The 17,241-nt window shown below is 60.0% G+C and carries 17 protein-coding genes; 4 read left to right on the plus strand and 13 right to left on the minus strand.

Going from position 1 to position 17,241, the window contains the following annotated elements; translation table 11 throughout:
- Positions 1-87: 87 nt before the first annotated feature.
- A complete protein-coding gene (locus FEE99_RS10750) occupies positions 88-741 on the minus strand; it encodes a COG3650 family protein (RefSeq protein ID WP_041478035.1) in 654 nt (217 codons plus the stop codon).
- Positions 742-878: 137 nt separating this feature from the next.
- Here FEE99_RS10750 and FEE99_RS10755 point away from each other — a divergent pair, with 137 nt between their 5' ends.
- Positions 879-1,226, plus strand: a complete 348-nt coding sequence (locus tag FEE99_RS10755) for a hypothetical protein (protein WP_041478034.1) — start codon at positions 879-881, stop codon at positions 1,224-1,226.
- A gap of 4 nt (positions 1,227-1,230) precedes the next feature.
- Here the strand turns inward: FEE99_RS10755 and FEE99_RS10760 are convergent, their stop codons facing one another.
- Complete coding sequence (locus FEE99_RS10760) at positions 1,231-1,830, minus strand: short chain dehydrogenase (protein WP_041478213.1); 600 nt, start codon at positions 1,828-1,830, stop codon at positions 1,231-1,233.
- Between the two features lie 104 nt (positions 1,831-1,934).
- On the opposite strand from FEE99_RS10760, the gene FEE99_RS10765 reads away from it, so the two are divergent.
- Positions 1,935-2,849 carry a LysR family transcriptional regulator gene (locus FEE99_RS10765; RefSeq protein ID WP_041478033.1) on the plus strand — a complete coding sequence of 305 codons (915 nt, stop codon included), beginning with the start codon at positions 1,935-1,937 and terminating at the stop codon, positions 2,847-2,849.
- Between the two features lie 98 nt (positions 2,850-2,947).
- Here FEE99_RS10765 and FEE99_RS10770 read toward each other — a convergent pair whose 3' ends face one another.
- The 9 genes from FEE99_RS10770 to FEE99_RS10810 form a co-directional block, all read right to left on the minus strand.
- On the minus strand, positions 2,948-3,424 hold the full coding sequence (locus tag FEE99_RS10770) for a DoxX family protein (RefSeq protein ID WP_143978896.1): 477 nt from the start codon (positions 3,422-3,424) through the stop codon (positions 2,948-2,950).
- Complete coding sequence (locus tag FEE99_RS10775) at positions 3,421-4,179, minus strand: HvfC/BufC N-terminal domain-containing protein (RefSeq protein ID WP_041478031.1); 759 nt, start codon at positions 4,177-4,179, stop codon at positions 3,421-3,423. The genes FEE99_RS10770 and FEE99_RS10775 overlap by 4 nt, the downstream gene beginning before the upstream one ends.
- Complete coding sequence (bufB, locus tag FEE99_RS10780; protein WP_041478030.1) at positions 4,176-5,063, minus strand: MNIO family bufferin maturase; 888 nt, start codon at positions 5,061-5,063, stop codon at positions 4,176-4,178. Before bufB ends, FEE99_RS10775 begins: the two co-directional genes overlap by 4 nt.
- A 25-nt stretch (positions 5,064-5,088) precedes the next feature.
- Positions 5,089-5,394 (minus strand): BufA1 family periplasmic bufferin-type metallophore, encoded by a 306-nt coding sequence (locus FEE99_RS10785; protein WP_041478029.1) that lies wholly within the window; start codon positions 5,392-5,394, stop codon positions 5,089-5,091.
- A 291-nt stretch (positions 5,395-5,685) separates the two neighbouring features.
- On the minus strand, positions 5,686-6,387 hold the full coding sequence (locus FEE99_RS10790; protein ID WP_003222380.1) for an ABC transporter ATP-binding protein: 702 nt from the start codon (positions 6,385-6,387) through the stop codon (positions 5,686-5,688).
- Entirely contained in the window at positions 6,388-7,155 is a 768-nt protein-coding gene (gene livG / locus FEE99_RS10795; protein ID WP_041478028.1) for a high-affinity branched-chain amino acid ABC transporter ATP-binding protein LivG, read from the minus strand.
- Complete coding sequence (locus FEE99_RS10800) at positions 7,152-8,408, minus strand: high-affinity branched-chain amino acid ABC transporter permease LivM (RefSeq protein ID WP_016771356.1); 1,257 nt, start codon at positions 8,406-8,408, stop codon at positions 7,152-7,154. The genes livG and FEE99_RS10800 overlap by 4 nt, the downstream gene beginning before the upstream one ends.
- Positions 8,405-9,328 carry a high-affinity branched-chain amino acid ABC transporter permease LivH gene (livH, locus tag FEE99_RS10805; RefSeq protein WP_016771355.1) on the minus strand — a complete coding sequence of 308 codons (924 nt, stop codon included), beginning with the start codon at positions 9,326-9,328 and terminating at the stop codon, positions 8,405-8,407. The genes FEE99_RS10800 and livH overlap by 4 nt, the downstream gene beginning before the upstream one ends.
- Positions 9,329-9,557: 229 nt before the next feature.
- Complete coding sequence (locus FEE99_RS10810) at positions 9,558-10,685, minus strand: branched-chain amino acid ABC transporter substrate-binding protein (protein WP_016771354.1); 1,128 nt, start codon at positions 10,683-10,685, stop codon at positions 9,558-9,560.
- Positions 10,686-11,036: 351 nt separating this feature from the next.
- Here FEE99_RS10810 and FEE99_RS10815 point away from each other — a divergent pair, with 351 nt between their 5' ends.
- Positions 11,037-11,342: a DUF2288 domain-containing protein gene (locus FEE99_RS10815; RefSeq protein WP_016771353.1), complete on the plus strand. Its 306-nt coding sequence runs from the start codon at positions 11,037-11,039 to the stop codon at positions 11,340-11,342.
- 284 nt (positions 11,343-11,626) lie between these two features.
- On the opposite strand, the gene FEE99_RS10820 is transcribed toward FEE99_RS10815, so the two are convergent.
- Positions 11,627-13,825 carry a hypothetical protein gene (locus FEE99_RS10820; protein WP_041478027.1) on the minus strand — a complete coding sequence of 733 codons (2,199 nt, stop codon included), beginning with the start codon at positions 13,823-13,825 and terminating at the stop codon, positions 11,627-11,629.
- 196 nt (positions 13,826-14,021) lie between these two features.
- Here FEE99_RS10820 and FEE99_RS10825 point away from each other — a divergent pair, with 196 nt between their 5' ends.
- Positions 14,022-14,918 (plus strand): NAD(P)-dependent oxidoreductase, encoded by an 897-nt coding sequence (locus FEE99_RS10825; RefSeq protein ID WP_167351298.1) that lies wholly within the window; start codon positions 14,022-14,024, stop codon positions 14,916-14,918.
- Here FEE99_RS10825 and FEE99_RS10830 read toward each other — a convergent pair.
- Positions 14,809-17,091 carry a putative bifunctional diguanylate cyclase/phosphodiesterase gene (locus tag FEE99_RS10830; protein ID WP_041478026.1) on the minus strand — a complete coding sequence of 761 codons (2,283 nt, stop codon included), beginning with the start codon at positions 17,089-17,091 and terminating at the stop codon, positions 14,809-14,811. The two genes, FEE99_RS10825 and FEE99_RS10830, sit on opposite strands and share 110 nt — an antisense overlap.
- Positions 17,092-17,241 lie beyond the last annotated feature (150 nt).

Consider the following 17,241-nt stretch of genomic DNA (forward strand, 5'->3'; position numbering starts at 1 on the left):
CCGGATTCGCGGGGCGCACAACTGCGCCAGGGCGTTTGAAGGCGGCGATTATAAGCCGCCGCGAGCGGATCCGTGGGGGAAAAACGATCAGTCGTTGCGTGCGCCGCCGAAATAGCCGCAGCCGCGCTGGACCTGACCGTCGATACGCAGCTCGGCGCTCATGTGCTGCACGCTGCCGGTGCTGCTGTCGACGCAGCGCTGTGGCGCAACCCACAATTCGATGCGCTGGTTGTTGGCTTCGCTGCTGAGATTGAAGCGGCCGTCGCCCAGCTGCTCTTCCACATACGGCACGGCCAGCGGGGGCTGGCCGGCGCGCTCGATGACCATGCCTTTGCCGCTGACCTTGACGTTCCATTCCGGGCCATGGCCGGCGGCGCGCAGGATCAGCAGTTTGAAATTCGGATCGTCGCAGGCCGTGCCCGAGCGCTCGACGCGATACAACTGGCCGAGGTCGAGACGGTCGCCGGAGACCTTGCCGCGCACATCGGCAAACAGCTTGCCCTGCTCGTCGGCAAGGGTGGCGGCCTCTTGCAGGACGCTGGTGCCGCCGATGTCGTTGACCACCAGTTGCCGCTGATCCTGGCACGGCTGGAACACCAGTTTGCCGTCGGCGGCGGTCAGTTGCCCCTGCATTCGCGTTTGCCCGGCATGGGACACACTTTCACGCTGGCCGTCGAACAACTGGCAGGCGGCAAACATCGGCAGCAGGGCAACGAGGACGAACGAACGGGCAACACGCATCTTTGGCTCTCCAGACAAGTGCTGCCACGTTACTGAGGCTGAGTGCCTATCACAAGGTCTGGTCTGCCACTATTGAGTCGGGCGTGGGAGCATCGCATAGTCTCTTGCACGTTTTTTGATAGATCAGGGAGTGTTGAATGAGATGGAAAATTGCGCTGTTGCTGTTGGCATCTGCAAGCGCTGTCAGCGTCCAGGCAGCCGATCTGGCTTTCTCTTCAGGGGTTGATTTCACAAAGATGGTAATGCTGCTCAAGGATGATCACGGGCCTAATCCGGATCTTGTCGAACTATCCCTGGTGTTGACACCCGTAGCCACTGCGAGGGCTAAGGCAATCAGTCATGAGGCGATGGGCCAGCCATTGAGTCTTTCGATCAACGGCCAGCACATTTCCACGGCGACAGTGCGATCCGAGCTGGGCGGGGAGTTCAGGATCTCTATGTCGCGGTCTGTCGCCAAACGGCTTTTACCTACCTTGATCGATTAATCATTCAGGCCACGTGAAACGTCTGCCCTGTTTGCAATCCTTCGACATTTTTCGCGTAGGCCAATGCCACTTCCGCTGCAGGAACCGGCTTGAAGCCACGGAAGTAGGGCGCGTATTTGCCGAGGGCTTCGGTGAGTACGGTCGGGCTTACCGAGTTCACCCGCAGGCCACGCGGCAGTTCGATGGCGGCGGCGCGGACGAAGCTGTCGATGGCGCCGTTGACCAGCGCTGCCGAGGCACCGCTGCGAATCGGGTCGTGGCTGAGCACGCCGGTGGTAAACGTGAACGAAGCGCCATCGTTGGCGTACTCGCGGCCGATCAGCAGCAGATTGACCTGACCCATCAGTTTGTCTTTCAGGCCGAGGGCGAAGCTGTCTTCGGTCATGTCGTCCAGCGCTGCGAACGTCACGTTGCCCGCCGCGCAGATCAGCGCATCGAACTTGCCGGTCTGTTCGAACAGCTTGCGGATCGAGGCGCTGTCGCTGATATCCACTTGCAAGTCACCGCTGTTACGACCGATACGAATGACCTCGTGGCGTTGCGACAACTCTTTGTCCACCGCGGAACCGATGGTGCCGCCTGCGCCTATCAACAGAATTTTCATCGTGCTGTACCCCATGTGTGTGAATGAGGTTTCAGTCTAGGGTGGTTTTTTCAGCGGATAAGCGCACTAATAGGCAACCTTTGGTTTTCAATTGGAAACAATCCATGAGCGAAATGGATGATCTCGCCGCGTTCGCTGTGCTGATCGAGGCCGGCAGTTTCACCCTTGCGGCGCAGCAGTTGGGCTGCAGCAAAGGCCAGTTGTCCAAGCGCATCAGCCAGCTCGAAGCGCAGTTCAGTGTGGTATTGCTGCAACGCACCACCCGGCGCTTGAGTCTGACGGCGGCGGGGGCGGCGCTGCTGCCGCAGGCCCAGGCGCTGGTGATCCAGGTCGAACGCGCACGGCAGGCTTTGGCACGGTTGAAGGACGACATGGCCGGCCCCGTGCGCATGACGGTTCCGGTGTCGCTCGGCGAGACCTTCTTCGATGGCTTGCTGCTAGAGTTTTCCGGGCAATACCCGGAGGTGCAAATCGAGCTGGAGCTGAACAACAGTTATCGCGATCTGTCGCGCGATGGCTTTGATCTGGCGATTCGCGCCGAAGTGGCCAATGACGATCGGCTGGTGGCCAAGCCGCTGTTGGCGTGGCACGAAATGACCTGCGCCAGCCCGGCCTACCTCGAGCGCTTCGGCGAGCCGGCGACGCCCCATGCCTTGGCCGAGCATCGTTGTCTGCTCAACAGCCATTACAGCGGTCGCGAAGAATGGCTGTATCACCAGCAGCACGAGTTGTTGCGGGTGCGGGTTTCGGGTCCGTTTGCCAGCAATCACTACAGCCTGTTGAAGAAAGCAGCGCTGTCCGGCGCCGGCATCGCCCGTTTGCCGTCGTATCTACTGCAAGCGGAACTGGCTGACGGCCGCTTGCGCTGGTTGCTGCGCGATTACCAGACCCGACGGATGCCGATGTATCTGGTGCACCCGTATCAGGGTGGATTGCCCAAGCGCACGCAGGTGTTGGCGGATTATTTGATGGGCTGGTTCAAGCGCAGTGGCGAGGCGCTGGATCGACTCCAGCGCTGACACCGAACCTGTGTAGGAGCTGCCGAAGGCTGCGATCTTTGGATTTTTAGAAGCAAGATCAAAAGATCGCAGCCTTCGGCAGCTCCTACTGTTTCAAGTCAGCCTTGGCATCGGCGGGCAATCAGGTGATCGATCGACAATTTGCCCGGCCCGGTCGCCATCAGGTACAGCAACACCGCCGCCCAGGTGCCGTGGGTCGGGTAGGCATCCGGGTAGACAAACAGTTGAATGGTCAGGGTCATACCGAGCAATGCCAGCGCCGAAAACCGTGTGGCGAAGCCGAGCAGGATCAGTAGCGGAAACACATGCTCGACAAACGCCGCCAGATGCGCGGCAATTTCCGGCGACAGCAGCGGCAGGTTGTACTCGCTCTGAAACAGCGGAATCGTCGAATCGGCCAAACGTGGCCAGCCCAGTTCAAAAGTGCCGTCAATAAAATCGACGGCCAGTCCTTCGACCTTGGTTTGCCCGGATTTCCAGAACACCGCAGCGATGGAAAAACGCGCGATGAGGGCAATCAGGCTGTGCGGGATTTTTTCCAACAGCGCGATGACGCGCAGGATAAAGGCGTTCATGGCAACTCCTTGTAATTCAGCTGGGTGATCGCGTTATGCGCAATCAGTAAGGCGAGGGTTTGCGCGAGATCGAACGGCGGGCTGTTTTCTGCCGCCGCGAGCAGTGGCGAGCCCTGGAGCAGATGACCAATGAACACGCTCGCACCCGCCTCAAGTGCAAACACCTCAACGTCGAGACCGTTGCGCAGCACCAGGGCATGCTCGCCTTGATGGAGGCCAATGCCCGCCAGACTTGGCTCCTGCTGATGCGCGGCCCAGATCGCCACGACCGCAAAAGCAGAGTCGAGCAGGTGCAGCGAGGGATGCAGTTCGAAACACAGTTCACTCAGCGACTGCGGATCGGCCAGCGCGGCACTGACTTGTTCAGGCCGGATCGGCTGCGCATCGGCGGCGTGGTAGGCAACAGTGCGCAAATGCTCGAGTCGCGCGACATCAGCGACATAAGGCACGCCGGCGATGGGTTCAAACTCTGCGATGAAGTCGGCGAAGTCCTCGCCATAGCGGCTCATCAACGGACTTTTTGGCGGCTGACTGCGTACGAAAATCGCCGCCATGGCGCGGAAGAATTCCTCGCCGACCAATTGCAGCACCACCGGATAACTGTCGGCCAGGGCATTGATCAGCGAGCTTTGCACGTTGTTGCGATAGACCGCGAAACGCCGCGACGGATCAGCGCCATTGCGGCTGCACAGGCCCTTGGGATGCGGCAGTTGCGCATTGAGCAGGGCGGCGGCGAAGTCCGCTTGCGTGCTCATGCCGCACGCTCCGCGCGGCGCAACAGCGTCTCGGCTTGCTGCGCTTCGGCGAGCAATGCGTTGAAAGTCGGGACGTGATTATCGCGTTCGATGAGTGTCGCCACCGGGCCGATACGTTGCAGCACTTGCCGGTACAGATCCCAGACGGCCGGATCAATCGGCGCGCCGTGATCGTCGATCAGCAAGCGGTCGCCGAGGTTGTCGCAATCTTCAGCGAAGCCGGCCAGATGAATCTCGCCGACTGCGTGCAGCGGTAACGCATCAAGGTAGGCCAAAGGATCGCGCAGATGATTGATGCACGACACGTAGACATTGTTGACGTCAAGCAACAAGCCGCAGCCGCTGCGGCGGATTACTTCGGCGATGAACTCGGCCTCGTCGATTGTCGAATGCTCAAACGCCAGATACGTCGCCGGGTTCTCCAGCAGCATCGGTCGCTTCAGAGTGTTCTGCACCTGGTCGATGTGCGCACAGACGCGGTTCAGCGTCGGCGTGTCGTAAGCCAGTGGCAGCAGGTCATTGAGGAACACCGGGCCGTGGCTCGACCATGCCAGATGTTCGGAAAAGGCTTGCGGTTGATAGCGCTCGATCAGCTCGGCGAGGCGTTTGAGGTGCTGGCTGTCCAGCGGGCCTTCGCCACCGATCGACAGTCCCACGCCATGCAGTGACAGCGGGTACTGTTCGCGAATCAGACCGAGAAAATGATGAAACGGGCCGCCGGCCACCATGTAGTTTTCGGCGTGGACCTCGAAGAAACCGAGGTCCGGTACGGAGCCGAGCACATCAAGGAAGTGCCCGGTCTTGAGCCCCAGCCCGGCGCGGGCAGGGAGCTCGGTGCGAGCTGCCTGAGTGCGCGGCAGGGACGGTTCGTGATGACTGAACATGGGCGTCACTCAGGCAGGCCGTGGATCAGGACTTGGCTTTGAAGGCTTCGAGCTGACCGAAACCGGTCGGCGAGGTTTTGCTCTCGGTGGTGGCGCAGGTGCCCTTCGGAACGAGCTTCCAGGCGTTGGCCTGATAGTCCATTTTCGCCGTGCCGGCGCAGGTGGTGCCGGCACCTGCGGCGCAATCGTTCTTGCCTTTCAGGGCTACGCCGAAGCATTTTTCCATGTTGGCATCAGCGGCCTGAGCGGTGGAGACAGTGGCGATGCTCAGAGCGGAACCGAGAGCCAGAACCAGAGCGGTTGCGGACAGGGTACGGGTAGTCGCAGTCATGATGTTTCTCCAGGTTTATCAGGGTTTCTGCAAGTGCTGTTGCGCTTGCTTGTCCCTCTAGAGAACGGGTGGCGGGATGCGTTACAGGTGGGGCGAGAAATTTATAAAAAATTTCGGATTCAGCAGTATCCCTGTGGGAGCGAGCCTGCTCGCGAAGGCGGTGTGTCAGGCACCCATAATGTTGAATGACAGAGCGCTTTCGCGAGCAGGCTCGCTCCCACAGGGTTACCTTGGTGGTGCTCAGGAAACAAAAAACGGCCCGAAGGCCGTTTTTTTGTGCAGCGATAACACTCAACCGCCGAGGTACGCCTCGCGTACTTTCGGGTCGGTCAGCAGCGCTTCACCGGTGCCTTGCATGACCACGCGGCCGTTCTCCAGCACGTAGGCGCGGTCGGCGATTTTCAGCGCCTGGTTGGCGTTCTGCTCGACCAGGAACACCGTCACACCGTCCTTGCGCAGCTGTTCGATGATGTCGAAGATCTGCTGGATGATGATCGGCGCCAGACCCAGCGACGGCTCGTCGAGCAGCAGCAGCTTGGGCTTGCTCATCAGTGCACGGCCGATGGCGAGCATCTGCTGTTCGCCGCCGGACATGGTGCCGCCGCGCTGGTTGAAACGCTCTTTCAGGCGTGGGAAAAGTCCGAGGACCTTGTCCATCTGTTCCTGATAGTCGCCCTTGTCGGTGAAAAATCCGCCCATCGACAGGTTTTCTTCCACGGTCAGACGGGCAAACACCCGACGACCTTCCGGGACCACGGCGATGCTCTTGCGCATGATCTGCGACGAGTCCTGGCCGACCAGTTCCTCACCCATGTAGCGGATGCTGCCGCTGTGCGCCTGCGGCGAACCGCACAGCGTCATCAGCAGCGTGGATTTGCCGGCACCGTTGGCGCCGATCAGCGTCACGATCTCGCCCTGACGGACTTCGACGTTGACGCTGTGCAGGGCCTGGATCTTGCCGTAGAAGGTGGAAACGTTTTCGAACTGCAGCATTTACGCTTCCCCCAGGTAGGCTTTGATCACTTCAGGATTGTCGCGGATCTGTTCCGGCGTGCCGTCGGCCAGCGGTGTGCCCTGGTTGATCACGACGATGTGGTCGGAAATGCTCATGACCAGTTTCATGTCGTGTTCGATCAGCAGCACGGTGACGTTGTGCTCTTCGCGCAACACACCGATCAGCGCCTTGAGGTCTTCGGTTTCCTTCGGGTTCAGGCCGGCGGCCGGTTCGTCGAGCATGAGGATCCGCGGGCGGGTCATCATGCAGCGGGCGATTTCCAGACGCCGTTGCTGGCCGTAGGCGAGGGTGCCGGCGGTGCGGTTGGCGAACTCTTTGAGGTTGACCTTTTCCAGCCAGTACTCGGCAAACTCCATCGCCTCGCGCTCGCTTTTGCGGAACGCCGGGGTCTTGAACAGGCCGGCCAGGAAGTTGGTGTTCAGATGACGGTGCTGGGCGATCAACAGGTTTTCGACCGCAGTCATGTCCTTGAACAAACGCACGTTCTGGAAGGTCCGCACCACGCCTTTGAGCGCGATCTTGTGGCCCGGCAGGCCCTGGATCGGCTCGCCGTCGAGCAGGATGCTGCCGCCGGTAGGCTGATAGAAACCGGTCAGGCAGTTGAACACGGTGGTCTTGCCGGCGCCGTTCGGGCCGATCAGGGCAACCACCTGTTTTTCCTTGACGGTCAGCGCCACGCCGTTGACCGCCAGCAAGCCGCCGAAGCGCATGCTCAGATTTTCGACTTTAAGGATCTCGCGGCTCATTTGCGCAACTCCATGTGTGGGCGTTGCATCGGCAGCAGACCTTGTGGACGCCAGATCATCATCAGCACCATCAGCGCACCGAACATCAACATGCGGTACTCGCTGAACTCACGCATCATTTCCGGCAACAGGATCATCACGATCGCCGCCAGAATCACGCCCAGTTGCGAGCCCATGCCACCCAACACGACGATGGCGAGGATGATCGCCGACTCGATGAAGGTGAACGACTCGGGCGTCACCAGACCCTGACGCGCGGCGAAGAAACTGCCGGCGAAACCGGCGAACGCAGCGCCCAGGGTGAAGGCGGAGAGCTTGATCACGGTCGGGTTCAGGCCCAGCGCGCGGCAGGCGATTTCGTCTTCACGCAGCGCTTCCCACGCACGGCCGATCGGCATGCGCAGCAGACGGTTGATCACGAACAGCGCGGCCAGTGCGAGCAACAGCGCAACCAGGTAAAGGAAGATCACCTTGTTGATCGAGTTGTATTGCAGGCCGAAATACTCGTGGAACGTCTGCAGGCCTTCGGCGGCTTTGCGCTCGAAGGTCAGGCCGAAGAACGTCGGTTTTTCGATGTTGCTGATGCCGTTCGGGCCACCGGTGATGTCGGTCAGGTTACGCAGGAACAGACGGATGATTTCGCCGAAACCCAAGGTCACGATCGCCAGATAGTCGCCACGCAGACGCAACACCGGGAAGCCCAGCAGGAAGCCGAACGTCGCCGCCATCAGGCCGGCAATCGGCAGGCAGATCCAGAAGCTCAAGCCGTAGTAATGCGACAGCAGCGCGTAGCTGTAGGCGCCGACGGCGTAGAAACCGACGTAGCCCAGGTCAAGCAGACCGGCCAGACCGACGACGATGTTCAGGCCCAGGCCGAGCATCACGTAGATCAGGATCAGCGTTGCGATATCCACCGCGCCACGGGAGCCGAAGAACGGCCAGACCAGGGCGATCAGAATCAGCGCAATGATGAAATAGCGCTGGGTGGTTGGCAGGGTCAGGAAGTTGCTGGCCTTGGCCGGGATCAACGGCATGCCCGGCGAGGAGCGCCAGGCCTTGCTGATCTGCTGGTTGAACAGCACGCGCAGGAACATCAGCACCGAGCAGATCGCGATGGTCGCGAGTACCGCAGGGCTGGTGTTGTGCACTTCCAGATTGATGCCGACGATGGTCAGTTTCAGACCCAGTACCGGGTAGGCCACCGCCCACACCAGCAAGGCACTGAACAGTGCCTGTTTAAGATTCCTAGTCATACTTTCTCAACCTCCGGACGGCCCAGAATGCCGGTCGGACGGAACAACAGCACCAGAACCAGCAGGCCGAACGCAACGACGTCCTTGTACTGGTCGCCGAAGATATCGGCACCGAACGCTTCCGCTACACCGAGCACCAAGCCGCCGAGCATTGCCCCGGGGATGCTGCCGATGCCGCCCAGTACCGCAGCGGTGAAGGCCTTGAGGCCGACGAGGAAACCGGCGTTGGGGTTGATCACGCCGTATTGCATGCTCAGCAGCACCGCAGCGACCGCCGCCAGCGCAGCACCGATGACGAAGGTCAGGGCGATGATGTTGTTGGTGTTGATGCCGAGCAGGTTGGCCATCTTGATGTCCTCGGCACAGGCGCGGCAGGCGCGGCCCAAGCGGGAACGGGAGATGAACAGGGTCAGGCCGAGCATGGCGATCAGGGTCACCACGAACACCACGATCTGCATGTAGGAAATCAGCACTTCTTGTGCGCCACCCGGACCGAAGGCGAAGTTGCCCGGGATCAGGTTGGGGATAGCTTTGTCCTTGGAGTCTTGCGCCAGCAGAACGGTGTTCTGCAGGAAGATCGACATACCGATGGCAGAAATCAGCGGGATCAGACGGTTGCTGCCGCGCAGGGGGCGGTAGGCGATCCGTTCGATGCTGTAACCGTAGGAACTGGTGACGACGATGCTGGCGATGAACGCCGCGGTCATCAACAGCGGGACACTGTCGAGTCCCATCATGGTCAGCCCGGCGATGGCGATGAAGGCCACGTAGGAACCGATCATGTACACCTCGCCGTGGGCGAAGTTGATCATTCCAATGATGCCGTAGACCATCGTGTAGCCGATGGCGATCAGGGCATACATGCTGCCAACGTTGAGGCCGTTAACCAGCTGTTGGAAGAAGTGATAGAGGTCAGGCATTACAGCGCTCCTAAAAACCTGTACGCATTTCACTGGTGGAGTCATTTTCCCGCCCGGCCCCGTGGATCTCTATCCACTTCGAATCCGGGTTTTGCCAGCGAACCGCTGATGACGGTTTTGAGATTTTCAGGTGGGTCGACTGGCGGATCACGCCAGCGCGGCCCATACATTCGCAAAACAAAGCCCACGGCACGCCGTGGGCTTTATTGGCAGTCAGTCGGGCAAGGCCTTACTGAGGCGAAACTTCGGTTTTAGGTTTGCCGTTGTGCCACTCGTACACGACAAATTTGAAGTCCTTCAGGTCGCCTTTGTCGTCGAAGCTCAGGTCGCCGGTCGGGGTCTTGAACGAACCGGCGTGGATGGCTTCAGCCACTTTGGTCGCGTCTTCGGACTTGGCCGCCTTGATGCCTTCGGCAATCACGGTCACTGCCGAGTAGGACGGGAACACGAACGGACCGCTCGGATCTTCCTTCTTGGCCTTGAACGCGTCAGCCAGGGCAACGTTGGCCGGATCCTGGTCGAAGGATTTCGGCAGGGTCACCAGCAGGCCTTCGGACGCGTCCTTGGCGATCTGGGTGATCGAGTCGTTACCCACGCCTTCCGGACCCATGAAGCGGGCTTTCAGGCCTTTTTCCTGAGCCTGACGCAGAATCAGACCCAGCTCCGGGTGGTAGCCGCCGTAGTAGACGAAGTCGACGCCGGCTTGCTTGAGCTTGGCGATGATGGCGGAGAAGTCCTTGTCGCCAGCGTTGACGCCTTCGAAGACGGCAACCTTGGTGCCTTTCTTCTCGAGGGTCGATTTGACGGCGGTGGCAATGCCTTCACCGTACTGCTGTTTGTCGTGCAATACGCCAACGACTTTCGGTTTCACGTGATCGGCGATGTAGTTGCCGGCGGCAGGGCCTTGGGCGCTGTCGAGACCGATGGTACGGAAGATCATTTTGTAGCCACGGGCGGTGATGTCCGGGCTGGTGGCAGCCGGGGTGATCATGATCACGCCTTCGTCTTCGTAGATGTCCGAAGCGGGCTGAGTGGAGCTGGAGCACAGGTGACCGACCACGAACTTGACGCCGTCGTTGACGACCTTGTTCGCTACCGCTACCGCTTGTTTCGGATCGCAGGCATCGTCGTATTCAACGGCTTCGAGTTTCTTGCCGTCGACGCCGCCCTTGGCGTTGATCTGCTCGATGGCCATCTTCGCGCCACTGAACTGCATGTCGCCGTACTGGGCTACTGGACCGGTTTTAGGACCGGCGATACCGATTTTGATGGTGTCAGCTGCGAACGAATGGCTGGCAACCCCGGCCAGAACCATAGCGGCAAACAGTTTGGAAATCTGCTTAGTAGCCTTAGTCATAGTGCTCCACTCTTACTGTTGTATTTTTTAGAGTTCTGGCGCCGTAGCAGCAGAACCGGGTCAGATATCTTTGCGATACCCTCCGGAAAATGCCCCGGCAACTGTACCGGTACAGTGTAGAGCGCCGCTTGATCAACTGGGAAGCGGGCGCCACGGGGCAAAACTTGGGGGTGTCGCATTTTTGAATGAAAGAGACAGAATTGCGGCGGGGCAATCGGGGGCATATATCCCAAAAGGCAGCATTCCCTGGCGTTCCTGCTCTTTTCGTTCGGTGCAGCGATTTGCAACCGGGTTTTTCTGACGGACCACCGACGTTATCATTCGCGTCGATTTCTTTTCCGGACAGCTCCCATGAATCAAGAACCTAGCACCCTCTATGCCAAGCTGCTTGGTGAAACGGCATCTATTACCTGGAAAGAGCTGGAGCCGTTCTTCGCCAAGGGTGCCCTATTGTGGGTCGACCCTGACCTGGATTTGATCGCCGCCGCTGAGGCCGTGGCCTCGGATGAGGGCGAGAAAGTCGCGGCCTGGCTGGCCGACGACAAGGTCGCCAAGCTGTCTGAAACGCGGGCGCTGGATATTTTCGAACGTGATCCGCAGCTGTGGGCCGTGGTGGTTTCGCCGTGGATTCTGATCCAGGAAAGGGCGGCCGTTTAATTGCCTGCATCCTTTTGGTGCCTCGATTGCCGCGCCGCAAGTGTGTAGCGGAGTAGCGTGATGGCACCTTGCCGTGGAGAAATGCCACGCCTCACGGTGACGTAAACGTAACGGGAACAGTTTATGGAGCGGCCTGAGGGTCGCTTAATTGTTTCTGGAGGTTCGCAAAGCGGGAATTTGTCGGTGAAGTCGAGGGCGCCTTCGCGAGCAGGCTCGCTCCCACACTGGAATGCATTTCCCTGTGGGAGCGAGCCTGCTCGCGAATGGGGCAACTCGGTGCTGGATCAGACCGAGAACGTCTTCCCAGTATGGTTATTCAGCGAAATCACCTTGGTCTTGCCAATCCGGTGGCGGTAGATCTCGCGCAGGTACTTGATCGACTTCTTCACGCAATCGCGTGACAGGCGAATGTCATTGATCGAGACGAACTTGTCCTTGTCGTTGATCAACTCGCGGTATTTCTTTTCGTACATCGGTTTGATCGCGTACCAGTTGGTATCGAGGATCTTCGCCGGGTTTTCGAATTCGTTGAGCAGGTCGTCGATCCGCTCCTCGTCGAAGTCTTCCTGAATGATGAAGTCGAGAATCGAGTTATCCAGCGTCTCGTCGAAACGGTACGGATTCTTCGCGAAGCAGCGCTTGATGAACGCCACGATCAGCGTGAGGAAGTCGTCCGACAGGCACGGGCTCTTGGCGATCAGGGTGGTCAGCGACAGGTTGGCCGAAGCGCCGATCACCAGCGCGTAGCGCTTGAGCGTGGTGTTGGGGAACAGGCTGTTGAGATGGGTCTTCAACCGGTTCAGATCCATGTACGACAGTTTGTAGTCTTTCGGCAGCGAGACGATCGAGACCACCGACGAGCAATTCTTGAAGAAGTGCAAATCGTGCAACGCGGCGGCGTCGTAGCCGGAATTCTTGTACTGCTCAAGCGAAGCGCGATAACGCTTGGATTCGATCGGCAGCAGGCTGATGCCTTCGATGGCCTGAGTGACCTTGTTGAAGTGCGGCAGGTCGATCGAACGGAAGAACAGGTCGTCGATGTTCAGGCGCTGCGGCTCTTTATCGAAGACCTTGAATTTGTCGCTGCTCGGCGGCGGGGTTTCCGGTACCACCGATTCGGCGTAGGCAATCGCCACCGGGCCGGCCAGACTCATGAACAGGTCGTTGGCATCCAGGCGGATGGTTTCGCCGATGTCGATGCCGGCGCGGCGGAAGTAGTTCTGGTCGTAGTCAGTGGTGACTGCCTGCGCCGTCAGAATGTTGAAGATCTGCTGCGAGATGTACTGGTTGGCGTGTTTCTCCATGGCATTGACATCAATGTTCTGGATGTTGCCGTCATCGCTTTCTTCGGCGTAACGCATGATGTCGTTGGAGATCAGCATCATCGCGTTCCACGGGCGGATACGCCCCATCACGCTGGCTTCGCTGCTGTCTTCGTTGGCGAAGTTGTAGGAGAAATCCCATTCCTCCGACAGGTACTTGCAGAGCAGGCGCCCGGCGTTGATATGCAGCGCCTCGGACATTTCGCTGCGGTGGTCGGAAATGTTCGGCAGCACGCAGATGCCGCTGGTAAAGATCGGCTCAAAGACAAACGAATGGCCGCTCTTGCCGTCATGCTCGTCCATCGGCTTGGTGTCGAAGGTCTTGTTCATGTACGAGTGCTGTTGGGCCAGACCGAACTCAGAAGCCATGCCGGAACCGGTACCGCCGCCGGCACTGAAGATCGAGAAATACAGGCGCGACTGGTTGGCCTTGATCCCGCAGCTGTCGATCAGGTACGAGTGGATCATTTTCCAGTCGGGGCTGGAGAAGCGCTGGGTGTCCTTGTTGAGGATGATCTTCGCCAGGTACTGGCCGAGGATCGGCGCGTTACCGGCGCCACCGGCGTGGACTTCGGACAAGTCCATGATCTTCATTTTGCTGTAGTCGCGCAGGAAGCCGCTTTTCTCGCCCTTGCGCGAGAAACGGATGCGCCCGGCGATGTCCTTGTCGAGGTCGCCAAGCATCACCAGCGGTTCGACCAGAAACACCGGTTTGGTCGATTTGCTGGTGCCGATGCGCAGATTGTTCTTGATCCACTGCGCCGGGCTGTAGCCCTTGTCGGCCAGGCGTCGGTCGCTCGGGCGGTCTTCGTTGTTGAATTCGTTGAGGTAGAACTTGCGCGCGTTGTACACCAGCTCCGCCACGTCGAGGGCGATGTTGGAGCCGCAGCGACCGAGGCCGATCAGGCACACCGAGGGAAATTCCTGGTCGTTGTGCTGCTCGTTGTCGCCTTCCTGATGCGCCGGGCGCGGGAACACCGAATCGCGCAGGCCGTCGAGGTTATCGAGGATGCGATCAGTGTTGGTTTCGGTGAAGTACAGGTATTGCTGGGTCGACAGCGGACGCGAAGGCGGCGTCGGTCTGGATAATGACGCGCTGTTCGCGGCGGGGCTCAGGGTCAGATCGGCTGTTGCACTGGCGGGGTTGTTTTTAGAGGTCATGGTGCGCCATTTACCTGGACTGGGTTGGCCCGCCGAACAGTGCCGGCGAACCTCACGGAATAAGATCTCGCGTCTTGTGTGCGCGAATACGGCCCGGGCGTCGTAGTGCTGGCTGGTCTGATCGCCGGGCGGAATCCTTTCCTGATCGTTGATGAATCGGCCATGATTCGGTGATCTTTAATCGAAAAGAGGCGAAATGATGTCAACGCTACCTTCGTTGGGGTTTGCCGGAATCGGCCTGATGGGCCTGCCCATGTGCCGGCGTCTGCTGGCGGCGGGTTACCCGTTGACGGTGTGGAACCGCAACCCGGACAAGTGCGCACCGCTGGTTGCGGCCGGCGCCCGCCAGGTATCGAGCCCCGCCGAACTGTGCGCGCACGCCGACATCGTCATGCTGTGTCTGGCCGATACCGCCGTGGTGCGTGAAGTGGTGTTTGGCACTGGCGGTGTTGCCGAGGGTGCGAAAAACGGCCAGCTATTGGTGGATTTCTCCAGTCTTGAACCGACCGCGACTCGCGAGATGGCCGCAGCGCTGGCCGAGAAAACCGCCATGGGCTGGCTCGATTCACCAGTGTCCGGCGGCGTGGTCGGCGCCGAGGCCGGCAGTCTGGCAATCATGGTCGGTGGTGCAGCGGCAGATCTTGAGCGCGTGCGCCCGGTGCTGCTCAACCTCGGTCAGCGCGTCACGCACATGGGCGGCATCGGTGCCGGCCAGGTGACCAAGGCCTGCAACCAGATGATCGTCGCGTGCAATGCGCTGGTGATTGCCGAAGTGGTGGCGTTGGCCGAGCAGGCCGGGGTCGATGCCAGTCTGATCGCCGAGGCGCTGGCCGGTGGGTTTGCCGATTCCAAGCCCTTGCAGATCCTTGCTCCGCAAATGGCCGAGAGCCGTTTCGAACCGATCAAGTGGCACGTGCGCACGCTGCTCAAGGATCTCGACACAGCAGTGAAATTTTCCCGCGAGCAGGGTTCGGCGACGCCAATCAGCGGATTGGCCGCACAATTGATGCGCCTGCATGGGGCGCAAGGCTTTTTAGCGAAGGATCCAGCGACGCTGGTGCAAATGTATCGCGCGCCAGACTCAACGGATTGACCCCGAGCACGGGTTTGCGCTGGTTGATTTCATCGAGCACCGCGCGTAATTCGTCCAGCGGCACCGGGCGGCTGAGCAGATAACCCTGAATGAAGTCGCAGCCCGAACGCTCGAGAAACTCATATTGCTCCAGGCTCTCGACGCCCTCGGTGACCACCTGCAGATGCAGGGTGTGGGCCATGACGATGATCGCCTGGACGATCTCCATGTCCGCCGTAGCGGTGGGAATGTCGAGGATGAACGAGCGGTCGATTTTCAGGGTGTTCAGCGGCAGGCGCTTGAGGTAGGCCAGCGACGAATAGCCGGTGCCGAAATCATCGATCGACAGCGACACACCGAGGGCGCGGATCTGCCGCAGCAGCACCAGAGTGTCGGCGATATTGCCCATCAAGGCGTTTTCGGTGACCTCCAGTTCCAGGCGTTCCGGGGCAACGCCCGCCGTGTGCAAGGCGTGCTCGATCTCCTCGGCCAGCTCTTCGCGCGCCAGATTCAGCGGCGAGCAGTTCCAGGCGATTTTCAATTCGGCACAACCATGCCGCGACAGCTCGCCAAGATCCTTGCAGGCGCGGCGCAGCACCCAATTGTCCAGTTCGGCGATCAAACCGTTGTTCTCGGCGATACCTATGAAGCGATCCGGTGTAAGCAAGCCGTGAACCGGATGTTGCCAGCGAATCAGCGCCTCGAGCTTGGTCACGCGTCCGGTTTTCACCTCGAAGATCGGCTGGTAGTAGAGCATCAGCGCGTTGTCTTGCCGTAGCGCACTGCGCAGTTCCTCTTCCAGTTGCAGCTCGAAACTGGCGCGGGTCTTCAGGCTGGAATTGAAGAAGTGCAGACCGTTGCGCCCGGCGCCTTTGGATTGGTACAGGGCCAGGTCGGCGTGTTTGAGCAGCTCTTCGCAGGTAGTGCCGTCTTCGGGAAACAGGCTGATGCCGATGCTGGTGGTCATCACCATGCGCCGGCCGGCCAGTTCGATCGGCTCTTTCATCTTGTGCATGATGCGCTGCGCCATACCGCGCGCCTCTTCGCGGTCGCGCAGGCTGATAAGGATGCAAAACTCGTCGCCGCCGAACCGCGCGACCACGTCTTCGTGGCTGCGCACCGAGCTTTTGATGTGCTGGGCGATGACTTTGAGCAGCGCGTCACCGGCATCATGGCCGAGGCTATCGTTGATGCGCTTGAAGTGGTCGATGTCGAGAAACATCACCGCGAGCATGCCGCCCTCGCTGGCTTTCTGGTTGAGTTTTTCGGCAAACATCTGGTTGAAACCACGGCGGTTGATCAGGTTGGTCAGCGCGTCGTAATTGGCCGCTTGCTGCAAAGACATGCGCGCCTGATCGAGTTGGCTGAGCAGGGCGTTGACCCGGCGCAGGTCGTTTTCCTTGTTCTGCAGCTTTTTGTCGGCGAGGGCAGCGCTGATCGCACTGCCGAGAATCAACAGGATGATCAGCGCCACGGTCAGGCCAAGTTGCAAATGCCCGGTTTCACTGCCGCTCGCTGCCAGGGCACCTTCGGGAAGCACCAGATCCAGCGCAGCCATGCCGGTGAAGTGCATGCTGATGATGCCGGCGCCGAGAATCAGCGCCGCGCTGTACTTGAGCAATTGATGCGCGACGCCGCTGCCTTCGCTGAGATAGCGCGCCACCCAGAGCGCGGTGAAGCTGGCGCCGATGGCAATCAGCACCGACAGCGCGAACAGCCCTGGCTGATAGTAGGCGGTGGCGCTCGACTTCATCGCGGCCATGCCGACGTAATGCATGCCAGCGATGCCCAAGCCGATGACACACGCGGTCTTCAGGCAATGCAATGCGCTCGGCTGCACCTCACTGAGGGTATGCATGGCCAGCCACGAGGCGAGCAGAGCGATCAGTAACGACAAGAGGGTGATGCCGAGGTCGTACTGAATATCGATGGGGGTCTGGAAGGCCAGCATGCCGATGAAGTGCATGGCCCAGATGCCGCCGGCCAGGCAGGTCGCGCCGATCCAGCGCCAGATTCGCCGCGACCCCGGATCTTCGGCATGCACCAGGCGCTCTGCCATGTCCAGGGTGGCGAAACTCGCCGCGCAGGCGACCAGGTAGGCCACCATCACCAACAAAGGGTTGTGGCTGCAATCGAGGAGAATCTGCCCGCTCGCCGGCAGCTCGGCAACAAACTGCAAACCAAGCCACTCCATAGCATGCCCCGTCTCGGATTCATCTGGCCCGTGCGTCAATCAACGCAGGCGAATGGATGGAGTATAGAGGCGGTTTTCACGCTGCAAGGCGTAGTGGCACATTGGTGGTAATGATTTTGCCATTAGCCTCATAGCGATTTGCGCTAAGGC

This window comes from Pseudomonas sp. ef1 (genome assembly GCF_007293365.2).
Classification (GTDB): domain Bacteria; phylum Pseudomonadota; class Gammaproteobacteria; order Pseudomonadales; family Pseudomonadaceae; genus Aquipseudomonas; species Aquipseudomonas siliginis.